Below are 15283 nucleotides of genomic sequence, written 5' to 3'. Positions count from 1 at the left end.
CGTGGTGCGGTCGATCGGCGGGCTGCCGGGGCCGGACTCCGTCGTCCCCGTGCCGCGGGTGGTCGTGGAGGCCGCCCGGGGCCGCGAGGTCGCCCTGGTCTGGCACAACGAGATCGGCGGCACGACGTTCCGGATCGGCCCCGACGAGCACGCCGAGGAATTCGTCAAGGTCCTGCCGCACGCCTACGGCCGGTGGATCGGCAACGAGGCCGCGCGACTGGAGTGGGCGTCACGGTACGTGCGGGTGCCCGAGGTGCTCGACCACGGTGCGGACGACGACGGCGTGTGGCTGCACACCCGTGCCGTCCCCGGGTGGAGTGCCGTCGACCCGCGGTGGCACGACGAACCCCGGACCGCGGTGGTCGCGGTGGGCGAGGGCCTCCGCGCGTTCCACGACACCCTGCCGGTGGACGACTGCCCCTTCGCGTGGTCGACGGCGGCGCGGCTCGACCGTGCTCGCGCGGCTGGTGCCGACACGGACCGCCTGGGCCCGGAGCCGCCCGGTGATCGCGTCGTGGTGTGCCACGGAGACCCGTGCACGCCGAACACGCTCATCGGTGCCGACGGCCGGTGGAGCGGGCACGTCGACCTGGACGCCACGGGTGTCGCGGACCGCTGGGCGGACCTGGCGGTGGCGACGATGGCGTTGGGGTGGAACTACGGGCCCGGATGGGAGTCGCTGTTCCACGAGGCGTACGGGGTGCCCGACGAATCGGAGCGGACGGCCTGGTACCGCGCGCTGTGGAACGCCGACGTGGACGACCTCGGGGACTAGAAGGCGACGCCCCGCGCGGACATGAACGGCACCGGGTCGGTCGTGGCGCCGTTGATGTGCACCTCGATGTGGCTGTGGCACCCGGTGGACTGGCCGGTCGAGCCGACGAGCGCGATGAGTTGCCCCGCGGAGACCTGCTGGCCGATACCGACCCGGAAGCCGCCGTTGACGATGTGACCGTAGGCCGTCTGCACGCCGTTGCCGTGGTTGATGCGGACGTAGTTGCCGTAGCCGCCGTACCAGCCGACGTAGTCGACGGTGCCGGCCGACGCGGCGACGATCGGCGTCGAGCAGCCACTGGCCAGGTCGGTGCCGTCGTGCTTGATGACGGTGCCGTAGATCGGGTGCACGCGGTAGCCGTACGGGCTGATGACGTAGCCGCTGGCCGGACGGACCCAGCCCTGACCGCCACCCGAGCCGGCGGAGCCGCCACTGCCCGAGCCGCTGCTGCCGGAGCCGCCACCGCCGCCGGACGATCCGCCGCCGGCGTTCGCTGCCGCCGCAGCCGCCGCAGCGAGTTCTCGGGCGGCGCGGGCTTCGGCCTCGCGCGCGGCCTTCGCCTCGGCCGCCTTGCGGACGCGCTCACCCTTGGCGAACTCGGCCTCGGTCCGGACACGGCCGGAGACCAGGGTCGCGAGCTGGGCGTCGAGACGGGCCTTGTTCGACTGCTGTTCGTCGTACGCGGTCTGCACGGCGTCGGAGGCGGCCTGCGCCTCTTGCATGCGGGCCTCGGCCTTCGCGGCGAGGCTGTCGAGTTCTTCGGAAGCGCGGTCTGCCTGGGCTTCGAGCGAGCGGGCGACCCCGGCGTCGACGCTGGCGGCGGCCTGCACGCGCTCGGCCTGTTCGGACAGCTTGCTCAGCGCGCCGAGGTCGTAGAGCAGGTCGCGCGCGTCTTCGCCCTTGGTGAGCACCGAGGTCGTGACGTCGGCACCGCCCGAGCGGGCCATCTGCGCGGCGAATTGGCCGGCCTGCGCGGCGCTCTGGTCGGCGACCTTCGCGTGTTCGTCGGCGTCGGCGCGGAGCTTCTGCTCCTTCTCGGCGGCGTCCTGCGCGTCGGACTGCGCGTCGAAGAAGACCTGCCCGAGCTCCTGTGCCTTCGCCTGGGCGGCTTCGACCTTGGCGTCGAGGTCGCTGATGATGCCCTTGATCTCGGTGATCTGCCCCTGCTTGGCGGATTCCTTGCCACGGGCGTTCTTGACCTCGTCCCACGTGGGGTAGGTCACCGCCTGGGCAGTGGGTGCATCGACGACGACCGTGCCGACGAGGCCCGCGAGTGCCAGTCCGGTGACGGCGAGGCGGAGGCGCACGGAGGCACGAGGGGTGCGGTGGCTGGTGGGGCGAGACATCGACCACGAGCCTATACATCCGTACAGAGAAGATCGGACGCCGACGCGCCGCTGTGGACAACTCCTAGAACCCGCGCTCCTGCCGGATCTCGTCCGCACTGCCGACCACGTCGCGCCGGAGGACGTCCGCGCCGGAGGTCCCCGCGTAGTCGTAGACGTCGAACCCCGTGCAGTGCGTGATCGTCGCCGGAGCACCGAGGGAGTCCTCGACCGCGGTGGTCCACAGGTCGTGGGACCCGACCACCACGAACGTCGGGTCGGCGTCCCGGTAGGCCCCGAGGTCGACGAGCCACGGGTACGTGTCGAAGGTGTCGCGGACCTGCAGCAGCTGCACGTTCGTCGCGGAGTACGTGGCGAGGGGCCGCACCGTCCAGAACTGGCCGACCCCGGTGACCGACCGTCCGTCCGCCCAGCGGTCGAGGCAGGACGACGGCGTGTACCGGGCGGTGGCGACGGCGTGCGCGGTGCTCGGTGCGGTGGCGACCCCCGCGGCGAGGACGGCGACGGCGGCGATCGCGACGGTGGCGCGGACCCCGCGGAACGGCCGGTGCACGCGGGTGCGGCGGACCGCCGTGCGGGTGAGCTCGGCCACCGCGACGAGGGCCAGCAGCGGTGCGGTGACGACGGGCTCGAGGTATCGCGGCGTCTCCGACCCGACGAGCACGACCCCGATCGACGCCGCGACCACGGTCACCAGGGGCAACGCGGTCGCGACGAGCACGGTGCGCGCGGTCCGGACCCGCCAGGCCCACACCGTGCCGCCGACGGTGACCAGCACCCCGACGAACATCAGGAGCAGCCCGGCGTCGCCCGCCGCCGTGCCGGCTCGCACGTCGGTCAGCGCCGCGAAGAACTGCAGGGTCTCCACCGCGCGCGACGGCCGGACGTAGGTGGACGGGTCGAGCGACACGAAGGGCTGCAGCGGGATCCGCACCAGGTACCCGAGCAGCGACCCGACCGTCACGGTGCCGGACAGCAGCAGCGCGGGACGCCACGGCACCCGGCGCACCGCCGCCAGCAGCACGAGCGTGACCACCACGGGTGCGGCGGACCACGGCACGTACAGCGGGTTCGACGCGGTCGTGCACAACGCCACCAGCCCGAGCACCACGAGCACGACGACCGACGCCCGCCCGACCCGCACGGCGCGGAGCACGAGCACCGCGGTGCCGAGCATCGCCAGCACCACGCCGTAGTAGTACGTCGTCGTCAGCAGCAGGGACGCCAGCTCGAGCGACGTCGCGGTGCCCGACGACTCCGTCAGCACCAGCAGGGTCACGAACGCCACGCTCGCCGCCGACACCGTGATGCGGGCCGCTCGTCCGGCCGACGGCATGAGCTCGTTCGCGGCAGCCCGGACCAGCGCGTACACGGCCAGCAGGACGAGCACCCCGTTCAGCGCCAGGGCCTGCTGCGGGGTACCCGTGACGAGGGCGCAGAGCAGGTAGACCGGCAACTCGGGGAAGAAGAACAGCGCCGGGGACATCGCCCACTCGAACGGCTGCCCGAGCTGCATCGACCGGTGCACCAGGGGCAGCAGCACCGAGTCGCCGTCGTACCAGAGCAAGGCGACCCGTTCCGTGGCGACGACGTGGCGGAGGGCGATGACGGACAGAGCCAGCGCGACCAGGGCGCCCAGGGCCTCCCCTCCGATCGCCCCGGCCACACCGCCGGACCGACGGCCGCCGGACGGAGCCGGCGCCACGGCGGAGCGACGCGGTGCTCGGGGCATGTCCCGGAGCGTACCGAGGGCTGCTCGGGACGACCCCACAGGACGGGGGAGCGCGCTGCGAGTCCGACCGGCTACCCTTGTGCGCTGTGACCGACGCGCGCGAACAGTTGATCCAGTACATCTCCTCCGAAGCGGTGTTCCACGGCGACTTCACCCTGACCAGCGGGAAGAAGGCGACGTACTACATCGATCTGCGGAAGGTCAGCCTGGACCACCGGGTCGCGCCGCTGATCGGGCAGGTCATGACCGAGCTCGTGCAGCAGGTGCCGGACGTCTCGGCCGTCGGCGGACTCACCATGGGTGCCGACCCCATCGCCAGCGCCGTGCTGCACCAGGCCGCCGCACAGGGCCTGACCTACGACGCCTTCGTCGTCCGCAAGGAGCCCAAGGACCACGGCCGCGGCAAGCAGGTCGAGGGTCCGGACCTCAAGGGCAAGCGCGTCGTCGTGCTCGAGGACACCTCCACCACGGGCGGCTCGCCGCTCAAGGCGGCCGAAGCGCTCGAGCGTGAGGGCGCGATCATCGCCGCCGTCGCGGTCGTCGTCGACCGCGACACCGGCGCCAAGGAGACCATCGAGGCAGCCGGGTACCCCTACTTCGCGGCCATCGGGTTGGCTGATCTGGGGCTGACCGCGTGAGCGGGGAGCGTCCGGACGACGCGCGCGACCCCGAGGACACGGCCGGCCCCGCAGCGGCGGCCGACGGTGCCGACGGGGTGGACGGCCAGGAGGCCCGGCGCGCGTCCGACCCGGACGCTCCGTTCCACGGTCTCCGCAGCGCCGCGGACATCTTCGGCGCCCCGCGGGGCGAGGAGGACTGGCCCTCGCGACGGGAGCGCCGCGAGGCCGAGCGCACCGCACGCGAGACGGGCGCACCGTTGCCGGAGCCGTTCGAGGCTGCGACCCCTGAGGCCTCGGCCCCCGAGGCGTCGGCGCCCGAGGCGCCCACCGCGCCTGCTGCTCCGGTGCTGGACGACGGCGCGACGCAGGCCATCTCGATGCCCGAGCAGCTGTCGGCGCCGTCCGAGAGCCCGGACGCCGCCGCCGAGCACGAGCGCTCCACCCTGCACGACCGCATCCCGCCGGCCGCCGTCGTGCCGCCGAACCCCACCGCGCCGCACCCCTCGTCGATCGTGCTGCCCACCGCGCAGACCCACCGCGACGAGCGCGCCGCGGCGTCGCAGGCCATCGAGGACGAACGTCGCCGCGTCGACCCGTTCGGCGAGGGCCGTGCCGACGTCGACTGGCTCGGCCGTGCGACCGGTTCCGGCGCACCCGTCCCGCCCACCGGACCCGTGGCGCACCAGCCGCTCGGCGTCGAGAACGTGCTGCCCCCGTCCGAGGAGCCGCCGAGCTTCACCGACCTGCTCCGGATCACCGGCGAGGGGCCCGTGCCCACGCAGGGCGCCGGACCGGACCGGCCGTTCGACTGGGCCATCCGCGACGACGAGACCGGCGAGGTCCCGACGACCCTGACCGGCGACTCCTTCGACACGACGGCGTTCGGTGGCGGCGGCTCGTGGTCGTTGGCGGACGAGACCGAGGACGATGACGAGGTCGTCTCCGGCGAGGTCGACACCCCGGTCGACGGGGTGCCGCAGGCGCTTCGGACGTTCCCGGTGCCCCCGGCGGTGCCGACTGCTGCTGCTGTGCCGCCTGCTGTTGTGCCGCCGGCGGCTGCTGTGCCGCCGGGGGCTGCCGTGCCGCCTGCTGCTGTGCCGACGGCGGTTCCCGGTGCCGGGCCGGTGGCTCCCGCGGAGCCGACCGAGGCCCCGGACGCGACCCGCTCCGCTGCCGAGGGTGACGGGGCGGACGCGGCCACGGGCCTCCCGGACGCCGCGACCACCGCGCTGCCGGTCGCCGGGACGCCCTGGTGGTCCGAACCCGACGCGACCGTGCCGCCGACCGCTGCGCCGCCCCTCGTCGAGCCCGCTGCGTCGCCCGCGTACCCGGCGCACCTGCCGCCCGCGGTGGGCCAGGACCTGGACGCCGTCCTCGGCCTGCGCCGGGACGACACGGGGGCGCAGCCCACGGCGTTGCCGGCCGCTGCGCCGGAGGAGCTGGACCAGTCCGAGTGGGACGGCCGCGAGACCAGCGACACGAGTGCGATCAAGGACCTGTTCGGCACCGAGGCCGTCGGGCAGCTCGGTGGCACGGGGTACGACCCGGAGGACACCGGGACGCGGATGATGCCGGCGGCCGCGATGCCGTCGGCTGCTGCCGGTGCCGGTGCCGGTGCCGGTGCCGGTGCTGCCGGTGCTGCAGGTGCGTCGTCGCCTGCTCCCGCTCCGTCGGGCCAGCCGGTCGAGCGCGACAACTTCATCAACCAGGGTGCGGCGCGCCTGCGGAGCGAGGGCAAGCGCGGCAAGCAGCTGCTCGTCTACGGCTCGATCGCCCTGATCGTCGTGCTCATCGTCCTGGTGTTCCTGCTGTCGAAGTGGATCCTCGGCAACAACATCTCCGACCAGGAGATCGCGCCGACGAAGTCCCCGGCGGCAGCGTCATCGGCTCCGGCGACTCCTTCGACTGCGGCGTCTGCCGCTCCCTCGGACGAGGCCGCTGCTCCGGCTGCGACGCTCCAGTTCGCCACCACGCCCGCGCTGCCGGGCGAGCACGCCTGGACCGACCTGGCCGGCGGGGAGTGCCTGTCGCCGTTCACCAACGCCTGGGCGCAGAGCTTCACGGTCGTCGACTGCGCGACGCCGCACATCGGGCAGCTCACCGCACGGATCGCCGTCGACGGGGATGCGTACCCGGGGGCCGAGGCCCTCGCGACGCAGGCGGCCGACCAGTGCCAGTCGGACGCGGCGCTGAACGCTTCGGCGGCTGCGGCCGTCGGGGACGTGCAGGTGCAGGGGTCGTACGCGCCGGACCAGGCGACGTGGGACCAGGGCGACCGGTTCATCTCGTGCTTCGTGACGCGGTCGTCGGGGCAGGAGCTCACGGCGTCGTTGGCGCCGGGGGCGTAGGGCGGCTGCTGCTGCTGCGGCGGCTGCTGCGGCGGTCGACGTGGAACGACACCGTCGACGTCGTACGACATCGATCTCGTCGTCCGTTGCGCGCCGGTGATGCCCGCGTGTGCAACGAACGACATCCCCGACGTCGTGCGACGTCGAGGATGTCGTTCGGGGTCGAGGCGGGCGCGTGTCAGGCGGCCGCGGGGACCTTCGCCGACACGTCGGACAGGGTCTGCAGCTCGTCGGCGCTGAGCTCGAGCTCCGCCGAGGCCAGCAGCGCCGGCAGCTGCTCGGTGTTGCGGGCGCTGGCGATCGGCGCGACGACGTCCGGCTGCGCCTGCAGCCACGCCAGGGCGACGGTCGCGAGCTCGGTGTCGCGGGCCTCGGCGATGGTGGACAGGGCGTCGACCACGGCGAGTCCCTCGTCGTTGAAGTAGCCCGAGACCTGGCCCTCGCGGTCCTTGCCGGCGAAGTCCTCCTTCGAGCGGTACTTGCCGGTCAGGAACCCGGCGGCGAGAGCGAAGTACGGCACGACGCCGAGGCCGTGCGCGTGGGCGAGCGGTGCGATGTCGGACTCGTACGGCTCGCGGGTGACGAGGTTGTAGTGCGGCTGGATCGCGACCGGCTGCGCGAGGCCGTTCTCGGTCGCGATGCGGATCCACTCCTCGGCGCGGTCCTTCGAGTAGTTCGAGATCGCGGTGTAGCGGACGATGCCGTCCGTGACGAGCTGGTCGAAGGCGCGGACGGTCTCCTCGAGCGGGGTCGACTGGTCGTCGAAGTGCGCGTAGTACAGGTCGATCCGGTCGGTGCCGAGGCGCTGCAGGCTGGCACGGGCCGCAGCGGCGACGGTGTCCGCGCCGAGGCCCTGGAACTGCGGGTGCTGCGAGCCCTTCGTGGCGATGACGACGTCATCACGCTTGCCCGAGGCCGCGAGCCACGAACCGATCACCCGCTCGGACTCGCCGCCCTCGTTGCCGGGGGCCCACGCCGAGTACACATCGGCGGTGTCGATGAAGTCGCCGCCCGCCGCGGTGTAGGCGTCGAGGACCTGGTGGGAGGTCGACTCGTCCGCCGTCCACCCGAAGACGTTGCCGCCGAGGGCGAGGGGGAACACGTGGAGGTCGCTGGTACCGATGCGGGGCATACGGGGGTCCTTTCGTGGTCGGGCGAGCGGTCCTCGATGCGAACCGCTCCTCGGCCGACGCTATGCCCCGAGGCTTGACACGGCCCCGGTGGCAGCGGGTTGCATGGACCCATGACCGCACTCACCGATGCCCTCGCCGACCCCCGTTCCTCGGTGCGGCTGCAGGCCGTGATGGCCGCCGGGACCACCCCGGATGCGGCTGACCTCGACGTGCTCGTCGAGCAGTGCGCCGTCGAGCCGGACTTCTTCGTCCGCGACATGCTCACCTGGGCGCTGGTCCGGCACCCGTCGGCCGACGTCGTCGCGCGGGTGGTCCCGTCGCTCACCCGTTCCGAGCCGCAGGCCCGTAGCCAGGCGTTGCACACCCTGTCGAAGGTCGGCGACCCGTCGGCTTGGCCGTCGGTGCGCCCGTTGCTCGCGGACCACGACGACGACGTGCTCCGCGCCGCCTGGCGGACCGCCGTCGCACTCGTGCCCGACGACGAGCGGGGCGAGCTGGCCCGGACGTTGGCGGTGCAGCTCGGGGTCGGTCCGCGCGAACGGCGACTCAGCCTGTCGCGGGCACTGGTCGGGTTGGGCGAGGATACGGTGGCGCCGGTGCTCGCAGCGGCTGCCGCCCGGGGCTCCGACGCCGTGCGGGACCACGTCGCCGACACGGACCGGCTGTTGCACGACCCGGACGCTGCGTCCGCGCTCGCCCTCGAGCGGGCTCGGCGCGAGGTGGCGCTCGGCCGCACCCGGTCCGTGAAGGGCTAGGGCCGGTGGGCGCGCCCGGCTGGGCGCGTCGAGTGGTCGAGAACCGTCGTCGTCGCGGTGGTGGGGCGGGCGCGTCGCGCGGTCACGAAACCCCGTGCCCTGGGCGCCGAGTGGTCGTGAACCGTCGGTCGCGGGGCTGTCGGACGGCGGTCCCTGACCGCTCGGCGGACGTGAGCGGGGTGTCGTGACCAGTGGGGGCGACGGACGGGAGGCGCGTGGCGGCCGCGCACCGGGCCTCCCGTCCGACACCACGCGCGTTCGCGGGCCGCGGTGCGGTCGCGACGCCCCGTGCCCTGGGTGCCGAGTGGTCGTGAACCGTCGGTTGCGGGGCTGCCGGGCGACAGATGGTGACCGCTCGGCGGACGTGAGCGGGGTGGCGCGGGCGGGCCCGCTCAGTCGGCGTCGGGAGCCAGCCAGATCGCGGTCGCGGCGGCGGCGGGCAGGTCGACGAGCGCCTCGGCGCCGTCGGCCCCACGTCGGGAGACCGCGATGACGCCGGCGTAGTCCCGCACCCGCTCGACCCGCAGGTGTGTGCCGAGGCCGACCCCGAGCTCGTCGAAGTACCGCAGCAGCGAGGGGTCGTCGTCGGACACCCGGTCGACGGTGCCGCACGCACCGGGCTCGATCGCACCGAGCAGCGTGCCGAGCGTGGCGGGCACGGTGCCGTCCGCGGCGGGGATCGGGTCGCCGTGCGGGTCGTGCGTCGGGTGCCCGAGATCGGCGTCGACCCGGTCGAGGAACCGCTCCGACACCGCGTGCTCGAGCGCCTCGGCCTCGGTGTGTACCTCGTCCCACGTGTAGCCGAGGCGGGACACCAGGAACGACTCGATCAGCCGGTGCCGCCGGACCATCGCGACCGCGACCTGCTGCCCGAGCGGCGTGAGCACGACGCCGTAGTACGGGGTGTGCTCGATGAGGCCGTCGCGGTCGAGCTTCTTGAGGTTGCCGGACACCGTCGAGGCCGACACCTTCAGCGTCGCCGCGATGTCCCGCGTGGCCAGTCCGGTGCCGCCGCGCTCCCCGGCCTTCCAGATGAGCTTGACGTAGTCCTCGGCCATGGTCGACAACGAGGGCAGGCGCATACCGCCAATCGTACGGCTGCACTGGTACAACCGGGACGTGCACCAACCCCGTCGTCGCCGCTGGCCGGTCCCGCCCTCGCTGCTCATCGGCCTCGCGCCCCTCGTGGTCTTCGCGGCGATCAGCGCGTGGCGGTCACGGCCGAGCGACGACTACCCGACACTCGGCCAGACCGTCGACAGTGTCGTCCGTGCCCTGGTGATCCCCGAGGGCATCGCCGCCGTCGCGCTCGCCGTGGTCGTCACCGGGCTCGGGTGGTGGCGGATCGCGACCGTCGACCGCACCCGGACGCCGCTGCGCTGGTCCGCGCTCGCACCGGGGCTGGCGCTCGTGGTGTGCCTGGTGCGGCTGCCCCTGATCGACTGGACGGCGCTGCCCGCGCACTACTTCCTGCTGCTCACCGTCGGGGTGCTGTTCGTCGGGGTGTTCGAGGAGCTGATGGCCCGGGGCATGCTCCTGGTCGGGTTGCGTCGCCGGGTGCCCGAGTTCGGCGTGTGGGCGCTGTCGTGCGTGCTGTTCGGGCTGCTGCACCTGCTCAACGCGCTCGCCGGTGCCGGGATCGGACCGACGGTGATCCAGGTCGTGTTCGCGGCGTCGTTCGGTTCCACGCTGTACGTCGCACGACGGGTGACTGGTTCGCTGCTCGTCCCGGTGCTGCTGCACGCGTTCTGGGACTTCGGGTCGATCGGGTACTCCGCGACCGCTGACCCGTCGGACACGGGTCGCGTCGTGGTGCTCGGCCTGATCGGGCTGTTCTCGTTCGCCGTCCTGGGCTTCGGGATCGTCGCGGGCGGTATGGTCGCGTGGCGCGACGACCGGCCGCGTCGCCTGGCGAAGCGGTGGCGTTCCGTGCCGCCGATGGCGGCCTTCGCCCTGGAGGCCCGTGGCGACCTGGCAGCGCCGGCCCCGGCCCGGTAGCGGCCCGGCTCCAGAGCCGGGCGCGCGGGCGCGCGGGCGCGCGCAGCAGCGCCCGGTGGCGCGGGCCGTCAGGGCTTGCGACCGACGGCGAAGACGCGGCGGAACGGGTACACGGTGCCGTGGGTGCTCGCCGGGTACGCCTCGCGCAGCGCCGCCCGGTACCGGTCGACGTACTCCGCCGTCAGCGCACCGGAGGGGTCGGCGGCGTCGAGTGCCGCCAGTGCCGGTCGCAGCCCGGTGCCGCGCACCCAGTTGAGCACCGGGTCCTCGCCCGGCAGCAGCTGCGCGTAGGTCGTCTCCCACGCGCGGGCCGCGAACCCGGCGTCGAGCATGATGCCGAGGTAGCCGGCGGGGTCGAGCACCGGGTCCTCGCGCAGGACACCGTCGAGCGCTGACGCCCAGGGACCGGAGGCCCCGATCGACCGCATCAAGGCATGCGACGGGGACTCGAAGTTGCCCGGCACCTGCATCGCGAACCACGATCCGGACGGCATCGCGTCGAGCCACCGCGGCAGCAGCTCCACGTGCGACGGCACCCACTGCAGCGCCGCGTTCGTCACGACGACGTCGTCGGTGGGCCCGGGCGTCCAGTCCTCGATCGCACCGAGCTCGAACGACAGGTTCGGCAGGCCCGCCAGAGCGGGGTCGGCCGCAGCCGACGCGAGCATCTCCGCCGAGCTGTCGATCCCGACCACCGGCGACGAAGGCCACCGCGCTGCCAGCGTGGCGGTGAGGGACCCGGGACCGCAGCCCAGGTCGACGACGCGACGCGGGGCCTCCCGTCCATCGTCCGCTGGCCACGCGACCTGCGCGACCAGGTCGTGGAACGGACGCCCGCGGTCGTCCGCGAACGCGGCGTACCGCGACGGGTCCCAGCGCATCGCTACAGCTCGACCTCGAAGGGGGCGGTGCGCACGAGTTCGTGCACGCCGGAGATGACCTCGCTCGGACGGAACGGGTAGCGGTCGATCTCGGCCTGGTCGCTGATGCCCGTCATCACGAGGACGGTGTGCAGCCCCGCCTCGATGCCGGCCTGCACGTCGGTGTCCATCCGGTCGCCGATCATGCCGGTGTTCTCGGAGTGCGCGCCGATGCGGTTCATCGCCGAGCGGAACATCATCGGGTTCGGCTTGCCGACCACGTACGGCTGCTTGCCGGTCGCCTTCTCGATCATCGCGGCGATCGCGCCCGTGGCTGGCAGGACGCCCTCGGCCGACGGGCCGGTGGCGTCGGGGTTGGTGACGATGAAGCGGGCGCCGTCGCGGATCAGGCGGACGGCCTTGGTGATCGCCTCGAACGAGTAGTTGCGGGTCTCGCCGACGACGACGTAGTCGGGGGCGGTCTCGGTCATGATGAACCCGGCTTCGTGCAGGGCGGTGGTCATGCCGGCCTCGCCGATGACGAACGCGGAGCCGCCGGGCATCTGCGACTTGCAGAAGTCGGCGGTGGCGAGGGCGCTCGTCCAGATGCGCTCCTCGGGGACGTGCAGGCCCGAGCTCCGGAGCCGGGCGCTGAGGTCACGCGGCGTGAAGATCGAGTTGTTCGTCAGGACGAGGAACTCGGTGCCCTCGTCGAGCCACTGCTGGATGAGCTCGGGGGCACCGGGGAGGGCCTGGTTCTCGTGGACGAGCACGCCGTCCATGTCGGTCAGCCAGCACTCGACGTCGTCGCGGGTCGCCATGGCCTCACCCTACTGCGCACGGCCGACGGGCCGGCCCGTCGGACGGGTTCCTTCGAAGGGGCCGGGAGGCGCGGATCGGCTCTTGCGCGTCGGCTCCGGACCCGAGATGGTCGAGTCACCGAACGCCACTCGGCTTTGCCCTAGGCTTTTCGGGACACGTACCGAATCAAGGAGAACCCGCCGTGCTCGTCGAACCCGGATCCCCGACCGCCACGCCCCGCCCCGCTGCGGTGCCGGACCTGGAAGCGGCTCCCGATCTGGTCGAGGCGACACCGCGACGACGTCGGGGCCGGCCCAACGTGCTGAGCCGCGAGCAGGTGATCGACGCCGCGACGGCGATCGCGAACGAGGACGGCCTCGACCGCCTGTCGTTCCGTGCGCTCGGGGTGCGGCTCGGCGTCGCGCCGATGACCGTGCACCGGACCATCGGCGGCCTCGACGACCTGCACGGTGAACTCGTCCGTCGCACCGTCGACGAGTTCACCGCCACCTTCGTCTGGCCGGACGAGTGGCACGCCGTGGTGCGCACCTTCGCCACGACGTTCCGCGACCTGATGCGCACCCACCCCCTGGTGCTCGAGTCGCACAGCCGGCGCGGGGCCCTGGTGTCCACCGAGTCCGACGCCGTCGTGGCGAAGGTCGTCGGGGCGCTCCGCTCCGCCGGGCTGGCCGATGCCGAGGCGATGTACGCGTTCTTCGTCGTGTACGACTTCGTGGTGGGGCACACCTCGGTGGAGATCGGGCGTGGAGATGCCGAGGCCGGGCGTCCCGAGCGGCACGCGCTCGTCGGAGAGCTCCTGGGGGAGCACTCGTACGACGCACGCTTCACGCTTGGGCTCGACGTCCTCGTCGCCGGGATCGAATCGCGCGTCCGCTGAATTTCGGTACGCTTCCCAACAAAAAAAGATGTGAGATACCGTCTTTCACGATGTCCACTCAGTACCAATCCCCACAGTCTTCCGTTCCGCAGTCCTACGGTTCCGTCCCGCACCGCACGAACACCCTCGCGATCATCTCGCTCGTCGCGGCGTTCGTCGCACCGCTGATCGGGTTCATCCTCGGTCTCGTCGCGATGTCGCAGGCGCGCAGACGATCCGAGGGGGGCCGCGGCCTCGCGCTCGCCGCGGTCATCGTCGGTGGGGTGGTCACGCTGCTGTACATCGGGCTGTTCGTGACGATCGCGGTCCTCGCGGCGAACACCCCCGATCCGACGTACTCGTACTGACCGACCACGCACGTCGATCATGAGCACCACCGATCCGGCCGCCGCCCTCCGTGCGAAGGCCGCCGCGCAGCAGGGCAGCGCCCGTGCACTCGTCCTGACGATCGTGTGGGCGGCGCTCCTGCTCGCCGTCGGCGTCGTCGCCGGGTACGCGCTCGGGTCCGTCCTCGGCACCATCCGGGACATGACCGTCAACAGCGTGTTCTCGGACACGCCGGACCCGGAGTACCCGTGGTGGGCGATGCCCGTCGCGGTCACGGGGTCGGTCGTCACGCTGGGCATGTACTCGAAGTGGAACCACCGCTTCGCAGGCCGGGCGTCGGAGTTCGTCGGGGTGGGACCGGTGAGCATCTGGCTCGTCGGCGCCGCAGCCGGGCTCTGGTGGACGACCGCGACGCAGTGGGCGCCCGTCGACCGCGTCGGGACCACCGTCGACCCGGCGTTCGGCCGCGACGAAGTCTGGGGCATCGGCGGCTGGATCTGGTACGCCGCTGCGTGGTGGATCCCCGCACTGGTCACCGCGCTGGCGCTGGTCGCCCTGATCGGCGGGACGGTTGCACGCCGCGGGCAGGGCGGCCGACGCGGTCGGCTCGAACAGCTGCTGCGTGCGGGGCGCCGGGTCGACGGGATCGTCACCGCGGTCAGCGGCTCGACCGCCCACGACGCCTCCTTCACGCTGCTGCGCTGGACCTTCACGTTCACGGACCTCCAGGGACAACAGCGCTGGGTCGACCGGACCGAAGGGTTCCGCGACGGAACCGGCCCGGTGCTCGGAGCGACCGTCGTCGTCGTGTTCGACCCGACCCGTCCGAGTGATCGGAAGCGCATCTTCGCGGCGACCAACGCCGGTGCCGTTCCGGAGGACTTCCTCCGCCCGGGTACGCAGTGACACCGTGACGCGGCGGGCGTTCGGCTGGAACACGGTCGTGGGACTCGCGCCGACCGGCCCGGTTCGCCGCGGCTCTACCCTGGAGGCGTGACCGACGAGCCCGCCCCGACGCACGAACTGACGACGAACGGCGTCGGCCCGCACCCGGAGCCCTGGCCGGACGACCCGCGGCTCGACCCGGAGCTGCTGGCGGCGGGGGACTCGCGGAACGTGCTCGACCACTTCCGGTACTGGTCGATGGACGCCATCGTCGCCGAGCTCGACACCCGCCGGCACGCGTTCGACGTGGCGATCGAGAACTGGCAGCACGACCTGAACATCGGGTCGATCGTGCGGAGCGCCAACGCGTTCCTGGCCGGCACGGTGCACATCATCGGGCGGCGGCGCTGGAACAAGCGCGGCGCGATGGTGACCGACCGGTACCAGCACGTCCGGTACCACCCCGACGTGCAGGCGTTCCTGGCCGCGATGGCCGAGGAGCAGCGCCCGGTGATCGCGATCGACAACACCCCTGGCGCCGATCGCATCGAGACCGCGGCGATCCCGGAGCGGTGCGTGTTCCTGTTCGGCCAGGAGGGCCCCGGGCTCACCGACGAAGCGGTGGCCGGTGCGTCCGGGCACCTGGAGATCACGCAGTTCGGGTCGACGCGGAGCATCAATGCCTCGGCGGCGGCTGCGATCGTCATGCACAGCTGGATCGTGCAGCACGCGGCGCCTGCCGACGCGACTTCGTGAGCAGAAATGGTCGGGTACGGGCCCTGGACCCGACCATTTCTGCTCACGA

The 15283-nt window shown here is 72.8% G+C and carries 15 protein-coding genes; 9 read left to right on the top strand and 6 right to left on the bottom strand.

Translation table 11 applies throughout. The features are described from left to right. Window position 1: 1 nt before the first annotated feature. The gene (locus EDF23_RS07850; RefSeq protein WP_131921328.1) at window positions 2-775 is read left to right on the top strand and encodes an aminoglycoside 3'-phosphotransferase; all 774 of its coding nucleotides are present in this window, start codon (window positions 2-4) and stop codon (window positions 773-775) included. Here the strand turns inward: EDF23_RS07850 and EDF23_RS07845 are convergent. Then, window positions 772-2121 (bottom strand): M23 family metallopeptidase, encoded by a 1350-nt coding sequence (locus EDF23_RS07845; protein WP_131921327.1) that lies wholly within the window; start codon window positions 2119-2121, stop codon window positions 772-774. The two genes, EDF23_RS07850 and EDF23_RS07845, sit on opposite strands and share 4 nt — an antisense overlap. 64 nt (window positions 2122-2185) lie before the next feature. Further along, window positions 2186-3853 (bottom strand): hypothetical protein, encoded by a 1668-nt coding sequence (locus EDF23_RS07840; protein WP_131921326.1) that lies wholly within the window; start codon window positions 3851-3853, stop codon window positions 2186-2188. 86 nt (window positions 3854-3939) lie between these two features. Between EDF23_RS07840 and pyrE the strand changes: the two genes are divergently transcribed. Both pyrE and EDF23_RS07830 read left to right on the top strand, forming a co-directional pair. Continuing rightward, window positions 3940-4491, top strand: coding sequence for an orotate phosphoribosyltransferase (pyrE, locus tag EDF23_RS07835; RefSeq protein WP_071404348.1), 552 nt, complete (start codon window positions 3940-3942; stop codon window positions 4489-4491). Beyond that, window positions 4488-6821: a septum formation family protein gene (locus tag EDF23_RS07830; RefSeq protein WP_131921325.1), complete on the top strand. Its 2334-nt coding sequence runs from the start codon at window positions 4488-4490 to the stop codon at window positions 6819-6821. Before pyrE ends, EDF23_RS07830 begins: the two co-directional genes overlap by 4 nt. Window positions 6822-6999: 178 nt before the next feature. Here the strand turns inward: EDF23_RS07830 and EDF23_RS07825 are convergent, their stop codons facing one another. Continuing rightward, window positions 7000-7953, bottom strand: a complete 954-nt coding sequence (locus EDF23_RS07825) for an aldo/keto reductase (RefSeq protein ID WP_131921324.1) — start codon at window positions 7951-7953, stop codon at window positions 7000-7002. A 111-nt stretch (window positions 7954-8064) separates the two neighbouring features. Between EDF23_RS07825 and EDF23_RS07820 the strand changes: the two genes are divergently transcribed. After that, the gene (locus EDF23_RS07820; protein ID WP_131921323.1) at window positions 8065-8709 is read left to right on the top strand and encodes a HEAT repeat domain-containing protein; all 645 of its coding nucleotides are present in this window, start codon (window positions 8065-8067) and stop codon (window positions 8707-8709) included. A 392-nt stretch (window positions 8710-9101) separates the two neighbouring features. Here the strand turns inward: EDF23_RS07820 and EDF23_RS07815 are convergent, their stop codons facing one another. After that, window positions 9102-9791, bottom strand: coding sequence for a metal-dependent transcriptional regulator (locus tag EDF23_RS07815; RefSeq protein WP_123937455.1), 690 nt, complete (start codon window positions 9789-9791; stop codon window positions 9102-9104). Window positions 9792-9828: 37 nt separating this feature from the next. Between EDF23_RS07815 and EDF23_RS07810 the strand changes: the two genes are divergently transcribed. Next, window positions 9829-10707 carry a CPBP family intramembrane glutamic endopeptidase gene (locus EDF23_RS07810; RefSeq protein ID WP_165901056.1) on the top strand — a complete coding sequence of 293 codons (879 nt, stop codon included), beginning with the start codon at window positions 9829-9831 and terminating at the stop codon, window positions 10705-10707. Window positions 10708-10775: 68 nt separating this feature from the next. On the opposite strand, the gene EDF23_RS07805 is transcribed toward EDF23_RS07810, so the two are convergent. After that, window positions 10776-11588 carry a methyltransferase domain-containing protein gene (locus EDF23_RS07805; protein WP_131921321.1) on the bottom strand — a complete coding sequence of 271 codons (813 nt, stop codon included), beginning with the start codon at window positions 11586-11588 and terminating at the stop codon, window positions 10776-10778. Window positions 11589-11590: 2 nt separating this feature from the next. Beyond that, a complete protein-coding gene (locus tag EDF23_RS07800; RefSeq protein WP_111086157.1) occupies window positions 11591-12388 on the bottom strand; it encodes an HAD-IIA family hydrolase in 798 nt (265 codons plus the stop codon). A 182-nt stretch (window positions 12389-12570) separates the two neighbouring features. Here EDF23_RS07800 and EDF23_RS07795 point away from each other — a divergent pair, with 182 nt between their 5' ends. The 4 genes from EDF23_RS07795 (at window position 12571) to EDF23_RS07780 (ending at window position 15234) form a co-directional block, all read left to right on the top strand. Next, on the top strand, window positions 12571-13266 hold the full coding sequence (locus EDF23_RS07795) for a TetR/AcrR family transcriptional regulator C-terminal domain-containing protein (RefSeq protein WP_131921320.1): 696 nt from the start codon (window positions 12571-12573) through the stop codon (window positions 13264-13266). 50 nt (window positions 13267-13316) lie between these two features. Next, the gene (locus EDF23_RS07790; protein WP_131921319.1) at window positions 13317-13613 is read left to right on the top strand and encodes a DUF4190 domain-containing protein; all 297 of its coding nucleotides are present in this window, start codon (window positions 13317-13319) and stop codon (window positions 13611-13613) included. A 19-nt stretch (window positions 13614-13632) separates the two neighbouring features. Then, complete coding sequence (locus EDF23_RS07785) at window positions 13633-14499, top strand: hypothetical protein (protein ID WP_131921318.1); 867 nt, start codon at window positions 13633-13635, stop codon at window positions 14497-14499. A gap of 87 nt (window positions 14500-14586) precedes the next feature. Beyond that, window positions 14587-15234 (top strand): TrmH family RNA methyltransferase, encoded by a 648-nt coding sequence (locus tag EDF23_RS07780; RefSeq protein ID WP_123672028.1) that lies wholly within the window; start codon window positions 14587-14589, stop codon window positions 15232-15234. Window positions 15235-15283: the final 49 nt, after the last annotated feature.

The organism is Curtobacterium sp. PhB128 (genome assembly GCF_004340725.1).
GTDB lineage: Bacteria > Actinomycetota > Actinomycetes > Actinomycetales > Microbacteriaceae > Curtobacterium.
This window is presented reverse-complemented; position numbering and strand designations above follow the sequence as displayed.

Bases quoted from the DNA above. Each gene is read 5' to 3' on its own strand.
- EDF23_RS07825 (WP_131921324.1), bottom strand. From the start codon at position 7,953: ATGCCCCGCATCGGTACCAGCGACCTCCACGTGTTCCCCCTCGCCCTC.
- EDF23_RS07820 (WP_131921323.1), top strand. From the start codon at position 8,065: ATGACCGCACTCACCGATGCCCTCGCCGACCCCCGTTCCTCGGTGCGG.
- EDF23_RS07815 (WP_123937455.1), bottom strand. From the start codon at position 9,791: ATGCGCCTGCCCTCGTTGTCGACCATGGCCGAGGACTACGTCAAGCTC.
- EDF23_RS07790 (WP_131921319.1), top strand. From the start codon at position 13,317: ATGTCCACTCAGTACCAATCCCCACAGTCTTCCGTTCCGCAGTCCTAC.
- EDF23_RS07800 (WP_111086157.1), bottom strand. From the start codon at position 12,388: ATGGCGACCCGCGACGACGTCGAGTGCTGGCTGACCGACATGGACGGC.
- EDF23_RS07785 (WP_131921318.1), top strand. From the start codon at position 13,633: ATGAGCACCACCGATCCGGCCGCCGCCCTCCGTGCGAAGGCCGCCGCG.
- EDF23_RS07805 (WP_131921321.1), bottom strand. From the start codon at position 11,588: ATGCGCTGGGACCCGTCGCGGTACGCCGCGTTCGCGGACGACCGCGGG.
- EDF23_RS07840 (WP_131921326.1), bottom strand. From the start codon at position 3,853: ATGCCCCGAGCACCGCGTCGCTCCGCCGTGGCGCCGGCTCCGTCCGGC.
- EDF23_RS07845 (WP_131921327.1), bottom strand. From the start codon at position 2,121: ATGTCTCGCCCCACCAGCCACCGCACCCCTCGTGCCTCCGTGCGCCTC.